The 24,740-nt window shown below is 67.3% G+C and carries 25 protein-coding genes; 18 read left to right on the top strand and 7 right to left on the bottom strand.

Translation table 11 applies throughout. The features are described 5' to 3' along the window. The first annotated feature begins 103 nt into the window (after positions 1-103). Both QN358_RS02360 and dcd read left to right on the top strand, forming a co-directional pair. Entirely contained in the window at positions 104-1,681 is a 1,578-nt protein-coding gene (locus QN358_RS02360) for an FAD-binding protein (protein WP_323511485.1), read from the top strand. A 149-nt stretch (positions 1,682-1,830) separates the two neighbouring features. Beyond that, positions 1,831-2,445, top strand: a complete 615-nt coding sequence (gene dcd, locus QN358_RS02355; RefSeq protein WP_136641407.1) for a dCTP deaminase — start codon at positions 1,831-1,833, stop codon at positions 2,443-2,445. Between the two features lie 91 nt (positions 2,446-2,536). Here the strand turns inward: dcd and QN358_RS02350 are convergent, their stop codons facing one another. After that, complete coding sequence (locus tag QN358_RS02350) at positions 2,537-3,910, bottom strand: NAD(P)/FAD-dependent oxidoreductase (RefSeq protein WP_136641408.1); 1,374 nt, start codon at positions 3,908-3,910, stop codon at positions 2,537-2,539. A gap of 183 nt (positions 3,911-4,093) precedes the next feature. Between QN358_RS02350 and QN358_RS02345 the strand changes: the two genes are divergently transcribed. Genes QN358_RS02345 through QN358_RS02330 form a run of 4 tightly spaced genes read left to right on the top strand, consistent with a single transcriptional unit; the run spans position 4,094 to position 8,092 of the window. Beyond that, entirely contained in the window at positions 4,094-5,167 is a 1,074-nt protein-coding gene (locus QN358_RS02345; RefSeq protein WP_136641409.1) for an iron-siderophore ABC transporter substrate-binding protein, read from the top strand. Positions 5,168-5,207: 40 nt separating this feature from the next. Next, on the top strand, positions 5,208-6,230 hold the full coding sequence (locus QN358_RS02340) for a FecCD family ABC transporter permease (protein WP_136641410.1): 1,023 nt from the start codon (positions 5,208-5,210) through the stop codon (positions 6,228-6,230). Further along, on the top strand, positions 6,227-7,285 hold the full coding sequence (locus QN358_RS02335; RefSeq protein WP_136641411.1) for a FecCD family ABC transporter permease: 1,059 nt from the start codon (positions 6,227-6,229) through the stop codon (positions 7,283-7,285). Before QN358_RS02340 ends, QN358_RS02335 begins: the two co-directional genes overlap by 4 nt. A 3-nt stretch (positions 7,286-7,288) precedes the next feature. Continuing rightward, positions 7,289-8,092 (top strand): ABC transporter ATP-binding protein, encoded by an 804-nt coding sequence (locus QN358_RS02330; RefSeq protein ID WP_136641412.1) that lies wholly within the window; start codon positions 7,289-7,291, stop codon positions 8,090-8,092. Between the two features lie 156 nt (positions 8,093-8,248). Here the strand turns inward: QN358_RS02330 and QN358_RS02325 are convergent, their stop codons facing one another. After that, positions 8,249-9,109 carry a PfkB family carbohydrate kinase gene (locus QN358_RS02325; RefSeq protein WP_136641413.1) on the bottom strand — a complete coding sequence of 287 codons (861 nt, stop codon included), beginning with the start codon at positions 9,107-9,109 and terminating at the stop codon, positions 8,249-8,251. 165 nt (positions 9,110-9,274) lie between these two features. Here QN358_RS02325 and QN358_RS02320 point away from each other — a divergent pair, with 165 nt between their 5' ends. From QN358_RS02320 to QN358_RS02310, 3 genes are all read left to right on the top strand, one after another. Then, positions 9,275-10,381, top strand: coding sequence for a hypothetical protein (locus QN358_RS02320; protein WP_323511484.1), 1,107 nt, complete (start codon positions 9,275-9,277; stop codon positions 10,379-10,381). A 175-nt stretch (positions 10,382-10,556) separates the two neighbouring features. Then, the gene (locus QN358_RS02315) at positions 10,557-11,219 is read left to right on the top strand and encodes an HAD-IA family hydrolase (RefSeq protein ID WP_323511483.1); all 663 of its coding nucleotides are present in this window, start codon (positions 10,557-10,559) and stop codon (positions 11,217-11,219) included. A 13-nt stretch (positions 11,220-11,232) separates the two neighbouring features. After that, a complete protein-coding gene (locus QN358_RS02310) occupies positions 11,233-12,102 on the top strand; it encodes a hypothetical protein (protein WP_323511482.1) in 870 nt (289 codons plus the stop codon). Positions 12,103-12,170: 68 nt separating this feature from the next. On the opposite strand, the gene idi is transcribed toward QN358_RS02310, so the two are convergent. After that, on the bottom strand, positions 12,171-12,740 hold the full coding sequence (gene idi, locus QN358_RS02305) for an isopentenyl-diphosphate Delta-isomerase (RefSeq protein ID WP_323511481.1): 570 nt from the start codon (positions 12,738-12,740) through the stop codon (positions 12,171-12,173). Between the two features lie 19 nt (positions 12,741-12,759). On the opposite strand from idi, the gene QN358_RS02300 reads away from it, so the two are divergent. Genes QN358_RS02300 through QN358_RS02275 form a run of 6 tightly spaced genes read left to right on the top strand, consistent with a single transcriptional unit; the run spans position 12,760 to position 18,141 of the window. Further along, positions 12,760-13,848 carry a polyprenyl synthetase family protein gene (locus QN358_RS02300; protein ID WP_416351947.1) on the top strand — a complete coding sequence of 363 codons (1,089 nt, stop codon included), beginning with the start codon at positions 12,760-12,762 and terminating at the stop codon, positions 13,846-13,848. Then, positions 13,845-14,732, top strand: a complete 888-nt coding sequence (locus tag QN358_RS02295; protein ID WP_323511479.1) for a phytoene/squalene synthase family protein — start codon at positions 13,845-13,847, stop codon at positions 14,730-14,732. The genes QN358_RS02300 and QN358_RS02295 overlap by 4 nt, the downstream gene beginning before the upstream one ends. Beyond that, positions 14,729-16,594 carry a phytoene desaturase family protein gene (gene crtI, locus QN358_RS02290; RefSeq protein WP_237280289.1) on the top strand — a complete coding sequence of 622 codons (1,866 nt, stop codon included), beginning with the start codon at positions 14,729-14,731 and terminating at the stop codon, positions 16,592-16,594. Before QN358_RS02295 ends, crtI begins: the two co-directional genes overlap by 4 nt. Before the next feature lie 31 nt (positions 16,595-16,625). After that, positions 16,626-16,940: a lycopene cyclase domain-containing protein gene (locus QN358_RS02285; RefSeq protein ID WP_136641420.1), complete on the top strand. Its 315-nt coding sequence runs from the start codon at positions 16,626-16,628 to the stop codon at positions 16,938-16,940. After that, on the top strand, positions 16,937-17,278 hold the full coding sequence (locus QN358_RS02280) for a lycopene cyclase domain-containing protein (protein ID WP_136641421.1): 342 nt from the start codon (positions 16,937-16,939) through the stop codon (positions 17,276-17,278). Before QN358_RS02285 ends, QN358_RS02280 begins: the two co-directional genes overlap by 4 nt. Before the next feature lie 5 nt (positions 17,279-17,283). Beyond that, positions 17,284-18,141, top strand: coding sequence for a prenyltransferase (locus QN358_RS02275; protein ID WP_136641473.1), 858 nt, complete (start codon positions 17,284-17,286; stop codon positions 18,139-18,141). A gap of 87 nt (positions 18,142-18,228) precedes the next feature. On the opposite strand, the gene QN358_RS02270 is transcribed toward QN358_RS02275, so the two are convergent. Then, entirely contained in the window at positions 18,229-18,969 is a 741-nt protein-coding gene (locus tag QN358_RS02270; protein WP_136641422.1) for an alpha/beta hydrolase, read from the bottom strand. Positions 18,970-19,243: 274 nt separating this feature from the next. Beyond that, the gene (locus QN358_RS02265; RefSeq protein ID WP_323511478.1) at positions 19,244-19,840 is read right to left on the bottom strand and encodes a TetR family transcriptional regulator; all 597 of its coding nucleotides are present in this window, start codon (positions 19,838-19,840) and stop codon (positions 19,244-19,246) included. Between the two features lie 87 nt (positions 19,841-19,927). Between QN358_RS02265 and QN358_RS02260 the strand changes: the two genes are divergently transcribed. Then, the gene (locus tag QN358_RS02260; RefSeq protein ID WP_323511477.1) at positions 19,928-20,686 is read left to right on the top strand and encodes an SDR family NAD(P)-dependent oxidoreductase; all 759 of its coding nucleotides are present in this window, start codon (positions 19,928-19,930) and stop codon (positions 20,684-20,686) included. Positions 20,687-20,755: 69 nt separating this feature from the next. Here QN358_RS02260 and QN358_RS02255 read toward each other — a convergent pair whose 3' ends face one another. Beyond that, a complete protein-coding gene (locus QN358_RS02255) occupies positions 20,756-21,112 on the bottom strand; it encodes a MarR family winged helix-turn-helix transcriptional regulator (protein ID WP_323511476.1) in 357 nt (118 codons plus the stop codon). A gap of 39 nt (positions 21,113-21,151) precedes the next feature. On the opposite strand from QN358_RS02255, the gene QN358_RS02250 reads away from it, so the two are divergent. Next, positions 21,152-21,397 (top strand): SDR family oxidoreductase, encoded by a 246-nt coding sequence (locus QN358_RS02250; RefSeq protein ID WP_323511475.1) that lies wholly within the window; start codon positions 21,152-21,154, stop codon positions 21,395-21,397. On the opposite strand, the gene QN358_RS02245 is transcribed toward QN358_RS02250, so the two are convergent. Then, entirely contained in the window at positions 21,394-22,683 is a 1,290-nt protein-coding gene (locus QN358_RS02245; RefSeq protein WP_323511474.1) for an MFS transporter, read from the bottom strand. The genes QN358_RS02250 and QN358_RS02245 overlap by 4 nt on opposite strands. Before the next feature lie 190 nt (positions 22,684-22,873). Between QN358_RS02245 and dnaK the strand changes: the two genes are divergently transcribed. After that, entirely contained in the window at positions 22,874-24,739 is a 1,866-nt protein-coding gene (gene dnaK / locus QN358_RS02240; RefSeq protein WP_136641428.1) for a molecular chaperone DnaK, read from the top strand. Position 24,740 lies beyond the last annotated feature (1 nt).

Below are 24,740 nucleotides of genomic sequence, written 5' to 3'. Positions count from 1 at the left end.
CCTGAACCCGTCGACCTTCTACACCGAGTAGCGTGCCGGGCGATCTCGAAGTACAGGGCCCAGGCCTGGCCGCGGGCACCGGATGCTCCCCTACACTGGCGCCATGAACACACTTTCACGGCGGCACTTTCTGCTCGTAGCGGGCTCGTCTGTTGCCGCGGCCAGTGTTCTGGCGGCGTGCTCGAGCCCGGCGCCCAACCCCACCGCGAGCCCGGCTGTTCCCACCAACACGCCGACACCGCTCGGCCCGCCGGTCTGGGGCGAACTGAAGAGCGCCGTCAAGGGCACTCTGCTGCTGCCGGCCAACACCGACTACGCCGCAGCCAAGCTCACCGAGAACCCCCGTTTCGACGACGCCCAGCCGCTCGCCGTTCTCGAGGCGTCGTCGGCGGCCGATGTGGCGGCGGCGCTGGCGTTCGCCACAAAGTACCGGGTTCCGGTGGCACTCCGCTCGGGCGGTCACAACTACGTCGGCTGGTCTGCCGGCGGGGCCGCGGGCAGCGATGTCGCGCCGTCGCTCATCATCAGCACGACCACCCTCACCGACGTCACCCTCAGCGACAGCGGAACCACCGCGCGGGTGGGTGCGGGCGCGAGCCTCGCCGAGGTCTACAACACCCTCGGCTCCGCAGGCCGGGCCATCGCGGGCGGTTCGTGCGCCACGGTGGGCGTCACCGGCCTCACCCTCGGCGGTGGCGTGGGCGTACTGGTGCGCTCGTTCGGGCTCGCCTGCGACCAGCTGACCGGCGTCGAGATCGTCACGGCCGACGGCACCGTTCACCAGGCCAGTTCGACGAACGACGCCGACCTGTTCTGGGCGAGCCAGGGTGGGGGAGGCGGCATGATGGGCGTGGTCACGGGCCTCACCTTCGTCACGCAGAAGGCGCCCCACGTCACGACCTGGTACGTCGAATGGCCGTGGTCGGCCGCCGCCGAGGTCATCTCCGCCTGGCAGACCTGGGCCCCGAGCGCCGACAATCGGCTGTGGTCGACTCTCAAGCTGCTGGGCGGCGAGACGCACCAGGGCAACCCGAGTGTGTCGGTGTCTGGCACCTGGACCGGCGACCAGACCGACGCCGCCCTCGCCGCGCAGCTGGCTCCGCTCGTGAACGGCGTCACCGCGTCGCCCGACGCGAACAAGTCGTTCACCCACAGCTACCTCGACGCGATGATGATCGAGGCTGGCTGCCAGGGCGTCGACATCGCGCAGTGCAACACGGGGCCGAACGGCAAGCTGACGCGTGAGCCGTCGTCGGGAACATCCAATATGGCCTACGTCACCCTCGACGCGTCGGGCATCAGCGACGTGATCGCCCAGGTCGAGGCGGCACAGAAGGTGTCGGGCATGACCGAGGGCGGCATCTCGATGGATGCCCTCGGCGGCGTCGTGGCAACCATCGACCCTGCCGCCACCGCGTTTGTGCACCGCGCGGCGCTGTTCAGCGTGCAGTACACCGCAACGTTCGCTGTCGGAGCCGCCCCCGCCCCCTTCGACGCCTACGTTCGCACGTTTCGCACGGCCATGACGGCGCACTGGCAGAACTGGGCCTACGTCAACTACGCAGATGCCACCGTTCCCGACGCCGACACGGCGTACTTCGGAGCCAACCTCGCCCGCCTCACCGCGCTGAAGAAACAGTACGACCCGAACTCGCTCTTCACCCAGCCGCAGTCGTACTGAGCGTCAGGCGCCTCACGCCGTCGAGTGTCTAGTGTCGCCGCAGCCGCAGCCGCAGCCGCAGCCGCAGCCGCAGCGCGCCAGCGCCCGCCCTGCCTCGCCGCGCGCCAGACTCCGCCCCGCCGCGCCCCGCCCGCCGGTAAGCTGGCGCCGTGCTTCTCTCCGACCGCGACATCAGGGCCGAACTCGACAGCGGGCGGGTCGGGCTGAGCCCATACGAGCCCTCAATGGTGCAGCCGTCGAGCGTCGACGTGCGCCTCGACCGCTTCTTTCGCCTGTTCGACAACCACAAGTACCCCTTCATCGACCCGGCCGAAGACCAGCCGGAGCTGACCCGCCTCATCGAAGCGAAAGCCGATGAGCCGTTCATCCTGCACCCCGGCGAGTTCGTGCTCGGCGCCACTTTCGAGCGCGTCAGCCTGCCCGACGACATCGCTGCCCGCCTCGAAGGCAAGAGCTCGCTCGGTCGCCTGGGCCTGCTAACCCACTCGACCGCCGGCTTCATCGACCCCGGATTCTCGGGCCACGTCACCCTCGAACTGTCGAACGTCGCCACGCTGCCCATCAAGCTCTGGCCCGGAATGAAGATCGGCCAGCTCTGCTTCTTTCAGCTCAGTTCGCCGGCCGAGCATCCGTACGGCTCAGAGCAGTACAGCTCGCGCTACCAGGGCCAGCGCGGCCCCACCGCGAGCCGCTCGCACCTGAACTTTCACCGCACCGACGTCTCGTCGGCTCCGGATGCCCCGCTTTCGCTCGGCGACGCCTGACACCGCCCTGCCCCTGCCTCCGCTCTGCCCCCCTCTGCCCCTGCCCTCTCGCACGTTTCGCGCCGTGCCGCGCTCAAGAGGGGAGAGGGGCTCAGTGCTTCTTGAGGGCGTCGAACGACTCCTCGAAGATGCGGCGCGGGTGCTCTGTGCCGGGCAGCGCCACCGTCTCGCGAGAGGTGACGGCCTCGACGAGCCACCCGGCGATCACGCGCACCTTGCGATTCAGCGTCGGAATCACGAGCCCGTGGTACCCCCGGTGAGCGGCCCACGCCGGCAGCCCCCGCAGCTTCACGCCCTTGATCAGCGCGGCCCCGTGCCCCACGCCGTACCCCGCCACCGTTCCGAGCGAGGCATGGCGATACTCGGTGAGTTCACCGCCCCGGATGCTCGCCAGAATGTTCTGCGCGAGCAGCACCCCCTGCCGCAACGCATTCTGCGCGTTCGGCGGATAGTACGCCGGCTGCGTGGTCGCCGTCAGGTCGGGGATCTGCGCGTTGTCGCCCACGGCCCACGCCCCCTCGACCGGAGTGCCGTCGTCGCGCACCACCTGCAGTTGCACGTTCGCTACGACGTGCCCCTTGGGCCCGCGCGGGGCGTTCGTGGTGTTGAGGGCGGGGTTCGGTTGTACCCCGGCTGTCCAGATGATGGTGTTAGCCGGGATGGTCTCGCCCGAGTCGAGCACGATGTCGCCGTTTTCGGCCGAGGTGATGGTGGTCTTCAGGCGCACGTCTATTCCGCGCTCGCGCAGCTGCTGCAGGCTCCACTTCGAGAGTTCGGGGCCCACTTCGGGCGCCACACGGTCGAGCGCCTCGATGAGCACCCAGTGCAACTCGGAGGCGTCGAGTGAGGGGTTGGCCGCCACCGCGATCTTCGACAGGTCGCTGAGCTCAGACAGCGCTTCGACCCCGGTGTAGCCGCCACCGACGACGACGAACGTGAGGGCTTTCGCCCGGGCATCCTCGTCGCCCGACACCGAATACGACGCCGCCAGCGCCACCTGCTCGAGAACGCGGTTGTGCGTGTACACCGCCTCCTCGATCGTCTTGAACCCCACCGCGTTCTCTTTCAGCCCAGGCGTGTCGAACACCCGTGTCACCGCCCCCAGCGCGAACACCACGTGGTCGTAGTCGATCTCGCTCACACCGCCGTCGAAGTCTGCGATGCTCGCCTGCTTCGTGTCGATGTCGAGCCCCGCCAGCTGGCCCCGGATGACCCGCGAACCCCGAAGCGTCTGCCGCAGTGAGATCGCCACATCGCTCGCGGCGACGTGCCCGCCCGCAACCTCTGGCAGCAGTGGTTGGTACGTCATGTACGGATTCCGGTCGACCACGATGATCTCCACCGGGGTCTCACCGCGGTGCTTCTGCAGCCCGAGGGCAACGTAGAGGCCGGCGTAGCCGCCCCCGAGAATGAGCACCCGCTGCTTCACGGGTGTCGCCTGACGGTTGATCTCTGCATCGGTCATGAGCTTCACGCTACGCGCGGGCGTCGGCCTCGAACCAGCCCTTTCGGTGCGGGCATCGGCGCGCGAGAATGACCGCCGCTGGGCGCGGCCCGGTGCGGCGCTGATGTGACGCGCACGCGGTTGGTAAGGTTAGGATTACCTAACTCGGTACGAATACCGCAGGTACCCCGACGAGGAGCTTTCATGCCCACCCCCGCACCCCTTCCTTCCGCATCGCATCGCCGCCGCCGAGGCCGCATGGCACGTGCCGCCGCAGCCCTGACCGCCGCCGCTGCTCTGGTTCTCACGGGCTGCAGCTCGAGCGCAACGACAGGGTCGAGCTCACCTGCGGCGGCCGGGGCATCCGATGCCTTCCCCGTCACGGTGGCGAGCGCCCTCGGCAGCGCCACGATCGCCGCGGCACCCACGCGCGTGGCGGTCTGGGGCTGGTCGGCTCAAGACGCCGTGCTCGCCCTCGGTGTTGTTCCGGTCGCCATGCCGAAGATGACCTACGGCGGCAACGCCGACGGCGTGCTGCCGTGGGATGCCGAGCAGATCACCAAGCTGGGCGGCACGACTCCCCTGATGTTGAGCGGCGGCGACACCGGTGAGCCCCCCATCGAGGAGATCGCCCAGGCGGCTCCCGACGTGATTCTCGCGCCCTACTCCGGCCTCACACAGGAGCAGTACGACACCCTCAGCAAGATCGCCCCGGTCGTGGGCTACCCCGACAAGGTCTGGTCGACCACCTGGCAAGACCAGCTCACCATTGTGGGCAAGGCGCTCGGCAAGACAGCCGAGGCGGATGCCCTGCTGAAGTCGACCAACGACCAGGTCTCGGCGCTGGCCGCCGCGAACCCAGCTCTGGCGGGCACGTCGTTCGTCTACGGCGCCAGCAACAGCCCCGACGTCTTCAACGTGTACACCGCGGGCGACCCCCGCGTGCAGTTGCTCGTTCAGCTCGGAATGACGGTCAGCGACAGCGTCGCGAAGGTCGACAACGGCTCGAGCGCGGGCAGCTTCTACTTTCCGGTCAGCTTCGAGAACGTGAACCAACTCACGAGTGACGTGCTCGTGGCGTACTTCGAGAACCAGGCCGCCGTCGACGCTTTCACGGCCGACCCGCTCATCGCCGCGATGCCCGCCGTGAAGGCCGGTCGGTTCGCGCCCATCGTGGGCGAGTCGTTCGTCATGGCCACGAGTGCGCCGAGTGTGCTCTCGATTCCGTGGATGCTCACCCAGTACGTGCCCGTACTCGCCGCCGCCGCGGCGAAGTAGGTTCGGCAGGGCTACGGCCCCGGGCATCCGGAACCGGCAGATGGCAGGCGGTCACCGCCCCACGAGCGCCCGGCGGCGAGCAGTGTTCTTCACTCTTGCGGTCGTGGCGCTCGTTGTCGTGTGCGCGCTGAGCCTCGCGGTGGGGGCGCGCAGCCTCAGCCCCGGCGTCGTGCTCAACGCCCTCACTCACTACGACCCGAACAACACCGACGCGCTGGTGGTGGTCGACAAGCGCATTCCGCGCACGCTGATCGGGCTGTTGGCCGGGGGATGCCTCGCGCTCGGCGGCGCTGTCATGCAGGGGTTGACCCGCAATCCGCTCGCCGACCCCGGCATTCTGGGCGTGAACTTCGGGGCGGCGCTGGCCGCGGTTGTCGCCATCGCGGTCTTCGGCGTCACCAGCCCGAGCGGATACCTCTGGTTCGCGTTCGCGGGCGCGGCGCTGGCCTCCGTTCTCGTCTACGTGGTCGCCTCGGGCGGTCGCGAAGGCGCCACGCCCGTGAAGCTTGCGCTCGCCGGGGCCGCGGTGTCGGCTGCCCTCGGTTCGGTCATCACGGCCGTGCAGCTCACCAACACCGCCGCCCTCGACTCGCTGCGCTTCTGGCAGGTCGGTTCGCTCGCCGGCCGGGGCACGGATGTTCTCACCCAGGTCGCCCCGCTCGCCCTTGTCGGCGTGGTGCTGGCCCTCGGTCTCGGCCGAACCCTCAACGGTTTGGCGCTCGGCGACGACCTCGCGCGGGGCCTCGGGCAGAAGGTCGCCGTCTCGCGTCTGGTCGGTGCCGTGGCGGTCGTTCTGCTCTGCGGATCGGCCACCGCAGCCGTCGGCCCCCTCGTCTTCGTGGGGCTCGTCGTGCCGCATGTGGCGCGGTACTTCGCGGGGCCCGACTACCGGTTCATCCTGCCGTTCTCCCTGGTGCTCGGGCCGGTGCTGCTGCTCGGCGCTGACGTGATCGGGCGGGTCGTGGCGCTGCCGGGCGAGCTGCAGGTGGGCATCGTGATCGGGCTCGTGGGGGCTCCGTTCTTCATCGCGCTGGTGCGCCGCACGCGGCTGGGGTCGCTGTGAGGGCGGGGGAGAAGGGCCGCGGCCGACGGCACGCTGGCGGCGGTGCCGGTGGCCGACGTTCTGGCTCGGGCCGCGGTGGGCGGGTGGGCGTGGTGCTGGGCGCGGTGGTGATTGCGCTCGTGCTGGTGACGCTGTGCCTCGGCGCGTTCAGCCTCAGCGTGCCCGAGGTGTTCGGTGCGCTGACCGGCCACGGGTCTCGCTCGGCGAACTTCGTGGTGGGCGAGGTGCGGCTGCCCCGGGCATCCGTCGGCCTGCTGGTGGGCGTGTGCCTCGGGCTGTCGGGGGCCCTGTTTCAGGCGATCGTGCGTAACCCGCTGGCGAGCCCCGACATCATCGGTATCACGTCGAGCGCGAGTGCCACCGGCATCAGCGCGATTCTGCTGCTCGGGCTCAGCGGGTTCGCACTGTCGGGTATCGTGCTGGCCGGCGCGCTGGCCGCGGCGGCCGTCATCTACCTGCTCGCGTGGCGCAACGGCATCACGGGCTACCGGCTGGTACTTGTGGGTATCGGTGTGGCGGCCGTGAGCACCAGTATCACGTCGTACCAGCTCACCCGCGGCAAGATCACCGATGTGCAGCAGGCGCTCGTGTGGCTCACCGGCAGCCTGAACAATTCGACGTGGTCGGAGGTGCTCGTGCTGGCTGTGGCGGTTGTCGTGCTGGTTCCGCTCACCCTCGCGCTCTCGCCTACGCTCGACGCGCTGCGGCTCGGCGATGACTCGGCGCTGGCCCTCGGGGTGCGGGTCGAGCGTTCGCGTCTCGTGCTCATCGTGGTCGCGGTGGCGCTCGCGGCGGTCGCCGTGTCGATCGTGGGGCCCATCGGTTTCGTCGCGCTGGTGGCGTCGCCCATTGCGCGTCGGCTCGTCGGCGGGGGTCGGCTCGCTCTTGTTCCGGCGGCACTGCTCGGCGGAGTGATCGTGCTCGCGAGCGACCTCGTGGCCCAGTTCGCTCTGCCCGGCACCTCACTGCCCGTGGGGGTGGTCACCGGAATCGTCGGTGCGCCGTACCTGCTGTGGTTGCTCACTCGTACGAACCGTTCCGGCCAGGGAGGCTGACCCATGACAGACGAACACACCCTCGCGGCCGACGGGGTGAGCCTTGGTTACGACGGGCGGCTCATCGTGTCAGAGCTGAGCGTGGCCATACCGGCGGGCGCCGTGACCACCATCGTGGGGCCGAATGCGTGCGGAAAATCCACGCTGCTGCGCGGCCTGGCGAGGCTGCTGGTGCCGAGCGCCGGGGCTGTGCTGCTCGATGGGCAGAGCATCCAGAGCCTGAAGACGAAAGACGTGGCCACGATGGTGGGGCTGCTTCCGCAGACGCCCACCGCGCCCGACGGCATCACGGTGGGCGACCTCGTGGCGCGCGGGCGCTACCCCCACCAGGGCTGGTTCGCGCGCTGGAACGCGGGCGACGATGTGGCGGTGGCCGACGCGCTCGCCGCCACCGGCACCACCGACCTGGCCGAACGCACACTTGACGAGCTCTCGGGCGGCCAGCGGCAGCGGGTCTGGATCGCCATGGCCCTCGCCCAGCAGACCGGCATTCTGCTGCTCGACGAGCCCACAACGTTTCTCGACCTGAGTCACCAGATCGAGGTTCTGGATGTTCTCCTCGACCTCAACCGAACCTGCGGCACCACCGTGGTGATGGTTCTGCACGACCTCAACCTCGCGTGTCGCTACACCGACCACCTCATCGCCATGTCAGACGGGCGCATCGTCGCCGAGGGGGCGCCGGGTGACGTGGTGACCGAGGCGCTCGTGCGCGACGTGTTCGGGGTCGACTCGGTGCGGCTCGCCGACCCGGTCACCGGTACGCCGCTCATCGTGCCGATGGGCCGGCACCACCGGCCGCGGTAGCTGCTGCCCCCTCGCAGCCCCGCCCTTCGCCACACCGCCATCGTGCGCAGTCGTGCGCAGTCGTGCGCGGCGAGCGCGGCGAGCGCGGCGAGCGTAAGGCCACCTCCGCGGCGCGAGCGTGCGCGTACGCGTGGCGGGGTGGGAGCGGCGCGCGGGTCAGTAACGGAGGGCCGCGAGCGGCGCCTCGGCGCCCAGCTCGCTGCGCTGCAGAAACTCAGCCGCGGCCTCGTTCGCGTCAGCCACGGCCAGTCCGAGGTCGCGCTTGGCGACGTACGAGACCGACAGCGCCGCGCTGAACACGTCACCCGCCCCAACGGTGGCCAGCGGATCCACCGCGCCGATCAGCGGAGCACCGATCACCGTGGCCGCTCCCCGGCGAAAGAGCGTGGCGCCGTATTTGTTCTGGGTGACCACGATGCTCGTGTTCACGAATCGCCTCGACCACTCGGCGCCCCGCGCGAGAGCGTCGTCGGTGTCTTCGTCGGAGAAAACCGCGATATCGACCAGCGGCAGCACCTCAGCGAATTCGACGAAGTCGCGCTTGTTGACGCGCCCGTCGCTCGCGACCGTGCGCATGTACCCCTGTGGAAGCAGCACCGTGACAGCTTCAGCGGGCACCCGGCGCCGCACCTCGCGCACGTAGTCGACGTCGAAGTTCGGCAGCAGCGGGCTCAGAATCAGCAGGTCAGTGCGTTCGAGCTCGATGCCGGCGATCGCGTCGATGTCGCCCGGAGCCGACGCCTCGGCGTGCTCGACCTCCTGGCGGCGGTGCGTTCCGGTCAGAACGTTGCGGTAGAGCAGCGTGCGGGCGTGCAGCGGGCGGCTCAGCAGCGGAAGCTCGGCCGCGAACTCCTCGAAGTCGTCACCGTACGGGGCCAGAATCGACACGTCGAGTGCGCGGTCGTGCGAGAAGAGCCGGTTCATGAACACGGCTGGCGACCCAGCGAGCCGTGTTGCGGCTTCCCCTTCGCTGACGTTCTCGTCGATGCACACATGCCCGACTATCGTGATCTTCACTCCCAAAGTCTACGGTGCCATTCCGAGAGCCTGTCCTGAGCCGCTGGTGCTCGCGTCCGTGTGCGCGTGTGTGCTGGCTGGTGCTGGTGCTGGTGCTGGTGCTGGTGCGGCCCGCCCGGTAGCTTTTGCGCGCCCTGCCCGCAAAGATGAAACCGGAGGTTCCCTGTGACACCCGCACTCACTACCGACTGGTTCGCGAATGCCGCCGCCCACGACGACTTCCTCGCCCGCTTCACCTCCGCCTACCGGGGTCGCCACCAGGCTCTGGATGCCCTGTGGTGGAATTCGCACCCCGAAACCGCCGCTCCCTCCGGCGCCCTGGCACCTGCCCGCCGGCTCCCCGCTCTGCAACGCACTGTCTTCGCGCGCCCCGTGCACACGCCGTTCGCGTCTACCCCAGCCGCAGCTGACTCCGCCGAGGCGGCACTCGACCTGCAGTCGCTGGAGCGAGAACTGGCGGGAGACCGACTCGCGTTCGACCTTGCTCTCGCGCACGCGCTGAAGGCGGAGCATCCGGAACCCTCGCAGGCGTCAGCCCCCCACGTGCCAGCGAACCACGGTGGCCCAGCGCCTACGACCTCCGTGTGTGGCGATCACGTTCCTCCCTCTCGGCCCGCCGCCGGCCTCGACACTGCCGCACGGCACCACCCTGCGACCCCCGCGCAGCGCCGCCGCACGGGTCGGTCCGCCCGGCACGGAGACGCCCTGGCGCGTTGGGGTGTGCTCGCAGCCCTCGTGGTTGCCGTGTTTCTCGCGGCCGGTTCGCTCGCGTCGGCCGCCATCTCGCGGGCGACTGCGGGCGCCAGCAGCTCGGCGTTCGCGTCTACCGGGGCCAGCACCGGGGCTGGTAGCGCAGCCACAGCCCCAGCGACAGCCAGCGCCAGCGCCGCAGACGCCGCGAACTCGTACGCCGTGATCTTCACGCACGCCCAGATCATGATCGACGTGCCGCCGCTACCGCTGCAGTTCCCCTCGCACATGGTGCCCGACTCGTTCCGTGCGCTGAGCAGGGGAGAGTTCTCGAACGGATCCGCCTACGCCGCCCATGACGTCGACGGCAACATCTGCCTCGTCGTGTACGGCAACGCCTCCGACTACGCGACCTCGTGCGCCAGCGAGGCCGCGGTGGCTGCGGGCGGGCTGCAGCTGTCGATGTCGACCTCCGCCGCGCTCAACCCCTCGACGCACTCCGTCGACTCGGCCACCGTCGACCTGCTCGCCCGCTGGAACCCCGACGGCTCCTTCACCATCGGCACCACCGCCCGCCGCTGACCCGCGCCCCACCTCTGCTCTGACTCCCGCCCATCGAGAGGGAGCTTCCTCTCATAAAGCCGACGTTTTCGGAGAGATTCTGCCCTCTCGTTTTCACCAACCCGGGCTTCGGATGCTGCGTGGGCGCCCGTTCCGTGCCGCCGACCCGCGCGGCCCTGTGCGCGAGAATGGAGCCATGACCTCCGCCCCGCACCCCGCCTTCGCCGGGCGTACCTTCGCCGCCGCCCTGTTCGACATGGACGGCACCCTCATCGACTCCACCCCCGCCGTCGACCGCGCCTGGAGCCAGTGGGGCACCGAGTTCGGTCTCCCCGACGGTTTTCGCGACGGCATGCACGGCAAGCCCGCCCGCGGCCTCGTGGCCGACCTCCTCCCGGCCGACCGGGTCGAGGAGGGCTTCGCCCGCGTGCAAGCCCTCGAACTCGTCGACCTCGCGGGCATCACCGTTCTGCCGGGAGCCGCCGAGTTGCTCAGCGGCATCCCCGAACCCCGCCGCGCCATCGTCACCTCGTGCACGCGCGACCTCGCGGCCGTGCGCATCGCCGCCTCGGGCATCCCGGCACCCGCCGTGGTCGTCACGATCGACGACACCGTTCTCGGCAAACCGAACCCCGACCCGTTTCTCGAGGGCGCCCGCCGCCTCGGCGTCGACCCCCGCGACTGCGTGGTCTTCGAAGACGCCCCCGCGGGCCTCGCCGCCGCCCGGGCTGCCGGCTGCGCCACCGTCGGCGTCGTCGGAACCCACCGAGCCGACCAACTCGACGCCGACCTCGTGGTCGAGAGCCTCGCCGATGTGCGGCTGATCTTCACGGCCGACGGCTTCAGCTTCGCCGCCTGATTCCGGATGCCCGATGCCTGAACTCCCCGCCGACGACCCCGGCTCCCGGCAGCGCCTGCTCACTGATCTGCGGCGTGCGGTCTACGGCCCCGGCACCCCCGAGCGTGAGCGGCTGGATCAGGCCGTTCGCCTGCACGACCTCGAGGCGCAGATCGCCGCAGGCCGGGCCGAGGTCGCCCGTTCCGCGGCAGCGCATGAAGCGGCTGCCCGCCTCGAGCGTCTGGCGCGGCACACCCGGCGTCGGCGCATCGCCTGGAGCGTTCCTGCCCTGGCGCTCGTGTTCGCCCTCGTGGTGCTCGCCACCCCGGAGCTCGGCTCGGTGTTCGGCACCCTCACCGGCGCGTTCGGCGGCGGGCGCGGAGGCACCCCGGCCGGCGCAGGCACCAGCACCGCAGGCACCAGCACCGAGGGCACCGCCGCCGGAGCCCTCGGCCCCTCCGGATCCCCTGTCGCCCCGGCCGACTCCGTCGCGGGCGCCATCCTGGCCGCCAACTCCCTCGACACCATCTTCTCCCGCGCCCAGACCACGGGCGACCTGCCGGCCTTGTCGTTGGTCAGCGCTGCGCTGCCGCCCGATGTCGACCGCTCCACGTTCCGGCTGCTCAGCACAACCGACTTCACTCCGGCTTCGGCCTACCTCGCGAAGAGCACGTTCGGTTCGATCTGCCTCATCGTGGTTCTCGGCTCAGACCCCCGAACCTTCGCCACGACGTGCAACGACCCCGCCCTGATCGGAGTCGACGGCCTCACCGTCACTGTCTCAGGCATCACCAACCTGAACCCCCGCACCGGCTCGAAAGCCCTCTCGAACGTCGACGTCACCGCCACGTGGCTGCCCGACGGCACCCTCACCTTCACCGTCGCCCCGCACACGTTCTCCTGACGCCGCGACGCCGGCAAGCCGTGACGCCCGACAAGCCGTGACGCGCAGCCGCGGCCCGCCCCCCGCCCCTAGAGTGCCGCAGCCCCCGCCACCTGGCCGGGCAGCCCCAGCCCGGCCAACCGCGGCAGCTGCAGCGTCAGCCACGGGCTGAACGCCCACGGCGTCGCCTCGATGGCGGCCAGCAGCAGCACCGGGTCGGCCCACTGGTACTCCATGACCTCGTCGGGGTTCGGCGCGAGCAGCCCCTCACCCGAGGTCACGCGCGCCGTGTACACAGGGCAGATCTCGTTCTCGACCACTCCCGACGCATCGACGGCCCGGTACCGAAAGTCGGGCAGTGCGAGGGTGTACGACTCGAGCGTCACACCGAGTTCGGCTGCCGCGCGGCGTTCGACCGCGGCATCCATCGCCTCACCCGGTGCCGGATGCCCGCAGAAACTGTTGGTCCAGACGCCGGGCCACGTGCGTTTCGCCAGCGCCCGCCGGGTGACGAGAACCCGGCCGGCCTCGTCGAAGATGTGGCACGAGAAGGCCAGGTGCAGAGGTGTGTGGGCAGTGTGCACAGTGGCTTTCGGTGCCACGCCGATGGCCGAACCGGACTCAGACAGTAGCACGACCTGTTCATCAACGACAGCCATTACGCCCTCTTCTCCTGCCGTGGGTTACTCTCGGAATGTGGACCCACAAGATCTCGTGGTCTCAGCTCAGCGGAGACAAAAACATGTCGACGCCGTACTTGACCGTTTCTTCAGCCTAGCCAAGAACCGAGCGTCAGCAATCGGCCCTCGGTATCTCACTCTGTGGCAGACACTGGAGAAGAACACCGCTGGCGGCAAGCGTTTTCGCCCTGGAATGGTGATGGGCGCGTACGAAAGCCTCGGCGGCACCGACTTCGAGGCTGCCGCGCATGTGGGTGCCGCGTTCGAGCTGCTGCACACGGCGCTCATCGTGCACGACGACGTGATCGACCGTGACTTCATCCGCCGCGGGGGAGTCAATGTGTCGGGTGTCTACCGCGACATCGCGCAGACCGCCGGCATTCCCATTCCTGCTGCCGAACACCGCGGCCTCTCTGTTGCCGTCATCGCCGGCGACCTCGCCCTCTTCAATGCGTACCGGCTCATCGACCGCAGCGGCGTGGGCGAGCTCATGCGCAGCCGCCTGCACGACATCTTCGACGAAGCGATGTTCGCCTCAGCGGCCGGCGAGCTGCTCGACGTCGACTTCTCCCAGCTGAAGTCGATGCCCACTGTCGAAGAGGTCGTCGACATGGAGCGCCTGAAGACCGCCGTCTACTCATTCGAGTCTCCCGTCGAGGCGGGCGCTGTGCTCGCGGGTGCCAGCGACGAGGCCGTGCGCGCCCTTGCCGGCTTCGGGCGCAACATCGGCATCGCCTATCAGATCGTGGATGATCTGCTCGGCGTCTTCGGAGACGAGGCTGCCACGGGCAAGACCACCATCGGCGACCTCCGCGAGGGCAAGCGCACCGTACTCATTGCGTACGCATCGGGTCGCCCCGAATGGGTCGAGATCAGCCGGTGGCTCGGCCTCCCCGATCTGACGTGGGAGCAGGCCGCTGTGGTGCGCCGCTCGCTCGAAGACTGCGGAGCTCGGCACTACGCAGAGGAGCTTGCGCGCGAGTTCGCGAACCGGGCGGCAGAAGAACTTGCCTCCGACGCGCTGCCCGACCGTGCGCGGGCCGAGTTCGAACCGATCATCGAGACCGTTCTGGGCCGGGTGCGATGACGCGCGAGAGCTCGCGGGCACGATTGCTCTACGACAGCGTCGCCACGCAGTCGGCCGGCCTCGTGATTCACCGCTATTCCACATCGTTCGGGCTCGCGTCGCGATTGCTCGGTGCCGGGGTGCGCGGCCACGTCGAGAACATCTACGCGCTGGTGCGGCTCGCCGACGAGGTGGTCGACGGTGTCGCGGCCGATGCCGAGCTGGCGCCCAACGAGATTCTGCGTCTGCTCGACGGCCTCGAACGGGAGACACTCGAAGCCATTGCGGTGGGCTACAGCACCAATCTGATCGTGCACGCGTTCGCGCTCACCGCGCGGGAGGTGTCTTTCGGCCCCGAACTCGTCGAGCCGTTCTTCGCCTCGATGCGAGCCGACATCACCGAGACCGAGCACACGCCCGAGAGCTTCGACGCCTACGTCTACGGCTCGGCTGAGGTTGTAGGTCTGATGTGCCTCAGCGCATTCCTGCAGGGGCATATAGTCACCGATACCCAGCGCAGCACCTTGGTTGACGGTGCCCGCCACCTGGGAGCTGCGTTTCAGAAGATCAACTTTCTGCGCGACCTGGCGGCCGACTTCGCCGGGCTCGGCCGCAGTTACTTTCCGGGGGTGAACGTCGAGACGTTCAGCGAGGCCGCGAAGCTCGAAATCGTGGCCGACATCGAGAACGATCTGCGCATCGCCCGGGCATCCCTGCCCCTGCTGCCGTCGTCGAGTCGCCGAGCTGTGATTCTCGCCCAAGGCCTGTTCGGTGAACTCACTGCGCGGCTGCGCGAAACGCCGGCCTCTGTACTCGCCCAGACGCGCGTTCGGGTGCCCAACCCTGTCAAGCTCCGTATTGCGGCTTCTGCCGTCGCCGGGCGACTACCGAAGGAGCAACAGTGAAGGCAATCGTCATCGGCGGAGGCATCAGCGGCCTCGCCACGGCAGGTCTTCTCGCCCGCGAGGGGTACGACGTCACCGTCGTGGAGAAACAGCACACCCTCGGCGGGCGTGCGGGTGTCTGGGAGAAAGACGGCTTTCGTTTCGACACCGGACCGTCGTGGTACCTCATGCCCGAGGTCTTCGACCACTTCTACAAGCTGATGGGCACCTCAGCGGATGCCCAGCTCGACCTTTCTCTTCTCGATCCCGGCTACCGGGTTCTCTTCGAGGGCGAATTCAACGCGGTCGACATCAAGGCGAGTCGCGAAGAGAACCTCGAACTGTTCGAGTCGCTCGAGCCCGGAGCCGGCGTGCGCATGGCCGGCTACCTCGACTCGGCCGCCGAGACCTACGAGCTGGCGAAAGAGTATTTTCTCTATTCGACCTTCGAAGACTTCCGGCCCCTGCTGAAGGGTCCCGTTTTGAAGCGCTCGCCGCGGCTCGTGCGCCTGCTGCTCGAGTCGCTCGACAGCTTCGCCGGTCGCACCGTGCGCGACCCGCGGCTGCAGCAGATTCTCGGCTACCCTGCCGTCTTTCTCGGATCGTCGCCATATTCCACTCCGAGCATGTATCACCTGATGAGCCACCTCGACCTTGACGATGGGGTGCTCTATCCGCAGGGCGGTTTCGCCCGGGTGATCGAGAGCATTGCCGACCTCGCGGTCGAGGCGGGCGTCACCATTGTCACCGGCGCCTCGGTGACGCGAATCGTGACGACCGACGACGAGGTCGAGGCGGCAGCCCACCTCGAACCCGTGCCGGGGCCCTACGACTACCCCACGAACGAGTTCGACACGAACATCATCGACCGCGACGAACTGCGCCGCGTGCTCGAGGGCGAGGCAGAGTACGACCCAGAGCGGCACGGAGGTTCGCGCGGCGGCGCGAGCGGCGGTGTCGCGGGCAAGCCCGGTGTGGCCGGTTCGACTTCGAACGGTGCCACGGCGACCGGGGCGCGCTCGAGCGTGATCACCGAGACCGAAGCGACGGGGGCGAAGCGGCCGGCGCGGGTCGCGGGCATCCAGTACCTCGACAGCACCGGTGCGGCGCACTCTCTCGAGGCCGACATCGTGGTGGCTGCGACCGACCTCGAACACGTCGAGACAACCATGCTGCTGCCCGAACTGCAGACCTACCCGGCCAGCTACTGGAAGAAGAAGACCCCCGGCCCCAGTGCCGTGCTCATCTACCTCGGTATCTCTGGCGAACTGCCCGAGCTCGCGCACCACACACTCTTCTTCACGAAGAGCTGGAAAGACGACTTCGGCAAGATCTTCGGGGCGGGCGGCGTGGCCGCGAGCCTCGGTCTCGGCCACCGCTCGCCCACTTCGGTACCGAGCCCGGCCTCGATCTACGTCTGCCGGCCCAGTGTGTCGGATGCCCAGGTGGCCCCCGAAGGTCACGAGAACATCTTCGTGCTCGTGCCCATCCCGGCCGACCCGGGCATCGGTCATGGCGGCGACGACGGCGCCGGTTCCCCCCAGGTCGAGGCGATCGCCGACGAGGCCATCGCGCAGATCGGGGCCTGGGCCGGCATCGACGACTTCGCTTCACGCATCGTGGTTCGCCGAACCGTCGGCCCCGAAGACTTCAAGAACGACCTCAACACCTGGAACGGCACCGCTCTCGGCCCCGCGCACACGCTCAGCCAGAGCGCGTTCTTTCGCGCCGGCAACGTGAGCAAGAAGGTCGCGGGGCTCTACTACGCGGGCGGATCGACGATTCCGGGCATCGGCCTGCCGATGTGCCTGATCAGCGCCGAACTGGTGATCAAGCGCCTGCGCGGAGACACTTCGACGACCGCGTTACCCGAGCCACTGTGAACGGTCGACGGGCCGGGGCGGGCAGGGCGGCATGAGCATCCTGTACCTGTTGGCGCTGGCTGTGGCGCTGACCGGCATGGTGGTGCTCGATCGCCGGTTCTCTCTGTTCTTCTGGCGTGACACCAGGCGGGCGACCATCGTGCTGGTGGTGGGGGTACTGTTCTTTCTGGTGTGGGATCTGTCGGGCATCGGTGCGCACATCTTCTTTCGCGGCGAGACCGCGTTCATGACCGGTCTCGTAATCGGGCCCGAGCTGCCGCTGGAAGAGTTGTTCTTTCTCACCCTGCTCTGCTACCTCACGATGAACCTGTTCGGCGCGCTCACCAGAAAGGGGTCCGACACGTGACGTACTGGGAACTGAACATCATCTTTCTCACCCTGGCCATTCTGTTGGCGATGACGGCGCGAGTGGTGCGCCACACCCCGCGGCTCGGAGCCCTTCTCATCACCGCAGTTGTTCTCGTAGGAATGACGGCAGTGTTCGACAACATCATGATCGGTATCGGACTGGTGGGGTACAACACGGCACTCATCTCGGGGGCGATGGTGGGTATTGCGCCTCTCGAAGACTTTGCGTATGCGATCGGCGCGGTCATTCTGCTGCCGGCGCTGTGGTCGCTGCTGCCGCCGTCGCGCCGGGGTGCGCATGGGGCTCGGCCCGCGCCGAAGGGGGGCGACGAGTGAGCAAGATGGGCCAGGTGATTCTGTCGTCGCGGCCTCTGTCGTGGGTGAACACCGCTTTTCCGTTCGCGGCCGGGTATCTTCTCACCACCCGTCAGGTCGACGTCACCTTCGTTCTGGGCACTCTGTACTTTCTGATTCCCTACAACCTCGCCATGTACGGCATCAACGACGTGTTCGACTACGAGAGCGACCTGCGAAACCCCCGCAAGGGCGGCGTCGAGGGGGCGGTGCTCGGGCGTTCGCTGCACAGGGTCACGCTTTGGAGCGCGGCGCTCACGAACTTCCCGTTTCTCATCTATCTCGTCATCGTCGGTTCACCCTTGTCGTGGCTCGTTCTGGCCATCAGCGTGTTTGCGGTGATCGCCTACAGCGCGCCGAAACTACGATTCAAAGAGCGCCCCTTCATCGATTCGCTCACCTCGAGCACCCACTTCGTGAGCCCTGCCGTGTACGGTCTCGTGCTGGCGGGGGCCGTCTTCACCCCCGCGCTCTGGGCGATTCTGGCCGCCTTCTTTCTCTGGGGGGTCGCCAGCCACGCCTTCGGGGCCGTGCAAGACATCGTGGCCGACCGCGAGGGCGGTATTGCCTCGATCGCCACCGTCATCGGTGGCCGCCAGACCGTGCGCTTCTCGTTCGTCGCCTACCTGCTCGGTGGTGTCCTGATGCTCTTCACCGCCTGGCCGGGCCCGCTCGGCTCGATTCTCGCGCTGCCCTACGCGCTCAGCGTGCTGCCGTTCTTCTCGATCACCGACGAGGATGCCGAGCGAGCCAACGCCGGCTGGAAGCGCTTTCTCTACCTCAACTTCGGCACTGGTTTCCTCGTGACTCTGCTGCTCATCTGGTACGTGCTGCTCGGTTCGTGAGCGGGTGCAGCAGGTTATGGCTTGGTGACTACAAGCCGACTCGTGCTCATCCAGGGCCCTGACCACTGCCGTACGACCCGGCCGGTCTCACTTTTCGCGTCCAGTCGTCATCAGATGCCGCGCGAAGAACCGTGACGCATCGTCTCCTGCGAACGCCGGAACCCCGGTATGCCCGCCCATGTTGGCCTGCAGCGTTTTCTCTCGAGACCCGAAGGCATCGAACAAATCGAGGGCCAACTGGCGGTCGTTGCCCTCGTCGTCCCACTGAAGCAGCACGTGCAGAGGGATGCTGATCTGGCGGGCCTCCTCGAACATGACGCGGGGAACGAAGCTTCCCGCGAAGAGACCCGCTGCCAGAATGCGCGGTTCCACCAGCGCGAGTCGCATGCCGATGGCAATCGGTCCGCCCGAGTACCCGGCAGCTCCGCTGAGTTCGGGCAGCGCGAGTAAGGCGTCGAGAGCAGCCTGCCATTCTGGTACAGCTTGCTCAACGAGAGGAAGGATGAGCCGGTCGACAATTTCGTCGATCGGCTCGCCGGCGGCGAGGGCGCGTCGCAGATCAGCCCGGGCCTGCTGGGCATCCGCTGATGGCGGCCGCTCGCCACTTCCCGGGAGTTCGATGGTTGCCGTCGCAATGCCGTCGGCCGCGGCGCGCCTCGCCCGCCCGAGGAGACGCGGGTACTGAGTGCGCAGCCCGCCGGGGTGACCCATCAGAATCAGCGGCGCCGGTGAGATTGCAGGAGTCCACAGAATGCCGGGGATCTCGTTGAGAGTGAATTCGCGTTCGATGACCCCTTCATCGAGGCGGCATTCTGAATCGAAGTTCATGGCCGTACCTTTCGGGAATGCCGGTAGATGGCGCTCCCGCACAACCTACCGCGCCGCTGATTCAATCCGTTCGCGTGTCTATGACCGATGCCGCGCTCAGATGTGAGTCAGGTCACGATCTCCCTCTGTTTCGTTTCTGGAGCGGGCCGCACCACTTCAAACCGACAGTCGATGGGATGGCTGAATTTCTTCTTGATCGACGGGTCGATGCCGTCAGATACAGGCTGCGCGTCGACCGGGCTCGATCGTCGCCACTTTCATCCCCGACGTCAGTTCAGGCTCGAGAGGGCGCCGCGATTCGCCTCGCGGCCTCGACGACAAAACGGCGACGTGCCGCCCTCTCCTGCTGGTGATCTTGGTTTGCGCCGGTGATCATCTCGGCTAGCTGAGGCACGGTCTGCCACCACGCGGCCAGGGCGATGAGCGCGAAGACGAGGTGCCCAGGATCGATGTCGGGGTCGAGGGAGCCGTCGCGCTGCGCCCGAGCGAAGCGTGCCACCTTCTCTTGATAGTGCGTCGTGCGAACCGCGGCATGAGCCGGCGGGCCGGTTTGCAGGCCCTCCCACTGCAGCAGACGGCCGAGCTCAGGGTGAGCCGCGTGATAGTCGTACGTCGCTCCCGCGAAGTCGCCGATGTCGCTCAGGCCGACCCCCGCGAGTTCGACGGCGGTGGCAAGATGCTCAAGCTCGGTTGTCAGCACCAGGTCCCACAAAGACTTCTTGTCGCCGAAGTAGCTGTAGAGCCTCTCTTTGTTCACGCCCGATCGTGCCGCAATGGAGGAGACGGTTGTTCCCTCGAATCCGCGAGCTGCGAACTCGACGAGCGCGGCGTCACGTAGACGACGCTGTGTTCCGTCGGTATCCCAGGCCATTCTCCAAGATTACCAACACATGAGTTGGAGTTTGCGAGAGACCAGGAGTAGCATTCCAACCACACCGTTGGAGTTGGAGAAAATGCGATGACAAATACAGATCGTCTTCCGTCGGAGCTCCGTTCACCCGAGCCCGGCACGACAGCCCTGGTGACCGGGGCAAACAGTGGCATCGGTCTCGAAATTGCGCAGCAACTGCTCGGCCATGGCCTCACCGTGTGGATCGGAGCTCGTGTCCTCGACAAAGGGCAGCAGACTGCTGCTCAGCTGGGCGCTGGCGCGCGCGCCGTGCAAATCGATGTCACGGATGCGGCATCGATCGCCGCAGCGGTGCAGCAGGTCGGCGAAGTGGACATCCTCGTCAACAACGCTGGAGTGAATCCCGGTCGCGACGACATCAGCCGCACAAGTCTTGAGCAGTTGCGCTCCGCCTACGAGACCAACGTCTTCGGTGTCATCTCCGTTACGCAAGCGTTCCTGCCCGCCTTGCGCAGATCAGCCCACGCGCGCGTCGTCAACGTGTCGAGCGGAACCGGATCGCTCACCTGGAACAGCGGCCCGAATCCGCAGTTCGACTGGGAGCGGGTCAAGGGTGGCGGCCTGGCCTACCGCAGCTCGAAAACCGCGGTCAATGCTGTCACTATGCTCACGGCTCAGGCCCTCGGCGACGATATCAAGGTGAATGCGCTCGCCCCCGGCCTGCGCCTCACCAACCTCATTGCCGGGATGTCGGCCGGCGGCGATCCGGCCGAAGCCGCTGCGGGAGCCGTACGCCTGGCATTCCTCCCCGACGACGGCCCCACGGGGGCCCTGTGGTCGTGGGATGGCACCCGCGCGCCCTGGTAGAGAACGAACTCTTTTCAGAGAAGCGGATCGGCTCAGAACTCGCTACGTGGTGCTCTCGGCGCGACGGGTTCAGAGGTCGAAGGGCAGGTCGTATGGTGGCCGGCGGAGGTTCGGGTCTTTCGAGCGCACCCGGCTGAGAAAGGCCGCCACCGCGGGCAGCTCGCTCTCGGCCGGTTCGCCCGTGAACTCTTCGCGAACAGTGTCGAGCACGAGGGTGGTGGCCGCGTCGAAGGTGACGGCACCCGCTTCGGTGGGGCGGATGATCGTGACGCGCCCGTCGGTCTGAGAGGGTTCGCGCTCGACCAGGTTCGACTTCACCATGCTCGTGACCAGGTTGCTCGCTGAACCGCTGCTGTAGAGCAGCGTTCGTGTCAGAGCCGAGATGGAGAGCGATCGGCTCGGCTCGGAATGCAGGTTGTAGAGCATGTCGTACTGGGCCTGACCCGTTCGGCGGCTGTGGATTACGTGAAAGACAACATTCGCGTCAACGTGATCGCCCCGACTGTGGTGTTGACGCCGCTGGTGCAGAACTTCATCGACACCGCGCCAGACCCGAAGGCGATGGCTGAGCGTATGCAAAACTTCAACCCGATCCCCGGCATGCCGACGTCGGGCGATGTGGCGAACGCGGTTCTCTTCCTGGCTTCTGACGATGCCAAGTGGATCACCGGCCACACGCTGCCGATCGACGGTGGCTACGTGGCGCTCTAGTCGAGCTGCTGCTGCCGGGACTTCACCGGCAGCAGCACCACGAGCCCCACCGCCAGCACGAGCACGAGACCGAGGATGCCCCAGTACTGGGCTCCTCCCACCGTGACGAAGACGGCGAAGGCCGCCGGGGCGAGGAAGGTGGCTGCCTTGCCTGTGGTGGCGTACAGCCCGAACACCTCGCCCTCGCGACCTGCCGGAATGACCCGGGCGAGAAACGAGCGGCTCGCCGACTGGGCAGGGCCTACGAAGAGGCAGAGGGCGAGCCCGAAGACCCAGAACGCGGTCTGGCCGGCGTCGTGCAGCAAGAACACGGCCAGGCCGCTCACGACGAGGCCGATGAGTGCCGCGACGATGACGGGTTTCGGCCCCACTCGGTCGTCGAGCCGCCCCACGAGCACTGTCGAGACACCCGCGGTGACATTCGCCGCAATGGCGAAGATGATCACCTGGCCCGATGAGAAGCCGAAGGTGCCGGCGGCCAGCACGCCGCCGAAGGTGAAGACGCCGGTGAGGCCGTCTCTGAACACCGCGCTGGCGATCAGAAAATAGACCGTGTGGCGACTGGTGCGCCACAGGCGGGCGATGTCGTGCCCGAGCCGGATGTACGAGCCGATGAAGCTGACCTTCTCGCGCGCTACGGCGGCGGGTGCCCGGTACTCGGGAACGAAGAAGAGCACTGGCAGCGCGAACACCCCGAGCCACAGGGCTGCGATGAGCATCGAGATGCGCACCGAGAGCCCGTTGTCGTTGGCGGGCGCAGGGCTGATGAGGCCGAAATACACGATGAGCAGCAGAACGATGCCACCGAAGTAGCCCATGGACCAGCCGAACGCACTGACCTTGCCCACCGTCGCCGGCGTCGACACGCTGGTCAGCATGGCGTTGTAGTTCACCGAGGCGAACTCGAACACGATGGTGCCCGCTGCGAGCAGAAAGAGGCCGAGCCAGAGAAAGTCGGGCTTGGCCTCGACGAAGAACATCGCTGCCGTGATGGCCACGAGTAGGTAGGTGTTCACCGCGAGCCAGAACTTGCGTCGGCCGGAGGCGTCTGAGCGCTGGCCTGTGACGGGGGCGAGGATGGCCACAAGAATTCCTGCGATCGCCAAGACCCAGCCGAGCTGGGCCGAGACGAAGGTCGTGCCGCCGAACGCCTTCGTCGATGTGAGGTAGACGGTGAAGACGAAGGTGGTCACAACACTGTTGAACGACGAACCGGCCCAGTCCCAGAGCGCCCACGAGATGACGCTCTTCTGTGGAACAACGGCGGCTGGCGCGGTGGCGGTCATGCAAGAACAGTACATTCACAGGGTTAATCACGAGTGACTTTGTAGAGTTGAGCCGAAGTCGCTCAAGTTATGCCGTTTCGACTTGACACCAGAATCGTGTCGGGTAAACTTGAGTGCATGAGGCTCAAGTTCTCGAACAAGCGCCTCGAACATCTTTAGCCGGCCGCAAGGCCAAGAAGGAGTAAAGCACATGGCTCGTGCAGTAGGAATCGACCTCGGTACCACCAACTCGGTTGTCTCCGTTCTCGAAGGTGGAGAACCCACCGTCATCGCCAACGCGGAGGGCTTTCGCACCACCCCGTCGGTCGTCGCATTCACCAAAGACGGCGAGGTGCTGGTCGGTGAGACCGCCAAGCGCCAGGCCGTGACGAACGTCGACCGCACCATCGCGTCGGTCAAGCGCCACATCGGTACCGACTGGACTGTCGCGGTCGACGACAAGAAGTACACCCCGCAAGAGATCTCGGCGCGTATTCTCGCCAAGCTCAAGCGCGATGCCGAGTCGTACCTGGGAGACAAGGTGACCGACGCGGTCATCACCGTTCCCGCGTACTTCAACGACGCCGAGCGCCAGGCCACGAAGGAGGCCGGCGAGATTTCGGGCCTCAACGTTCTGCGCATCATCAACGAGCCCACGGCTGCGGCACTCGCGTACGGCCTCGACAAGGGCAAAGAAGACGAGCTCATCCTCGTCTTCGACCTCGGTGGCGGTACCTTCGACGTCTCGCTGCTCGAAGTGGGCAAAGACGACGACTTCAGCACCATTCAGGTTCGTTCGACCGCCGGCGACAATCGCCTCGGCGGCGACGACTGGGATCAGCGCGTTGTCGACTACCTGATCAAGCGCTTCAAAGACTCCACCGGTGTCGATGTCAGCCAGGACAAGATCGCGAAGCAGCGCCTGAAAGAGGCTGCGGAGCAGGCCAAGAAAGAGCTGTCGGGTTCGCTTTCGACGACCATCCAGCTTCCCTACCTCTCACTCACCGAGAGCGGCCCTGCGAACCTCGACGAGACCCTCAGCCGCGCGAAGTTCGAAGAGCTCACCGCTGACCTGTTGGCCCGCACCGAGAAGCCCTTCACTGACGTCATCAAAGAGGCCGGCGTTTCTGTCGCCGACATCGCACACGTCGTGCTCGTCGGTGGATCGACCCGTATGCCCGCCGTCGTCGCGCTGGTCAAGAAGCTGACCGGTGGCCGCGAGCCCAACAAGGGTGTCAACCCCGACGAGGTCGTGGCTGTCGGCGCCGCACTGCAGGCCGGCGTTCTGAAGGGCGAGCGCAAAGACGTTCTGCTCATCGACGTCACCCCCCTGTCGCTCGGCATCGAGACCAAGGGCGGCATGATGACCAAGCTCATCGAGCGCAACACCGCCATTCCCACCAAGCGCAGCGAGACCTTCACGACTGCTGACGACAACCAGCCGTCGGTCGCCATCCAGGTGTTCCAGGGCGAGCGCGAGTTCACCCGCGACAACAAGAACCTCGGTACGTTCGAGTTGACCGGTATCGCACCGGCCCCGCGGGGCATTCCGCAGGTCGAGGTCACCTTCGACATCGACGCCAACGGCATCGTGCACGTGTCTGCCAAAGACAAGGGCACGGGCAAAGAGCAGTCGATGACCATCACCGGTGGGTCGAGCCTGTCGAAAGACGACATCGCCCGCATGGTTCGCGAGGGCGAAGAGCACGCCGCAGAAGACAAGAAGCGCCGCGAGACCGCAGAGGTTCGTAACACCAGCGAACAGCTCGCGTACTCGATCGACAAGCTGATCAAAGAGAACGACGAGAAGCTGCCGGCCGACGTGAAGACCGAGGTGCAGGCCGATGTGGATGCACTGAAGAGCGCACTCGCAGGCGACGACGACGAGGCAGTGAAGACCGCCTTCGACAAGCTCAACGAGAGCCAGTCGAAGCTCGGCCAGGCCATCTACGCGAACTCGCAGGCCGATGAGGCGGCAGCGGCCGCCGCTGGGCAGCCCGAAGCCGCCGAGGCGACGTCAGACGAAGATATCGTTGACGCAGAAGTTGTCGACGACGAAGAGTCGAAAGAGAAGTAAC

This window comes from Subtercola sp. RTI3 (assembly GCF_035018625.1).
Lineage (GTDB): Bacteria > Actinomycetota > Actinomycetes > Actinomycetales > Microbacteriaceae > Subtercola > Subtercola vilae.
Note: the sequence above shows the minus strand (reverse complement) of the source record. Positions and strands in the feature narration are given on the sequence as shown.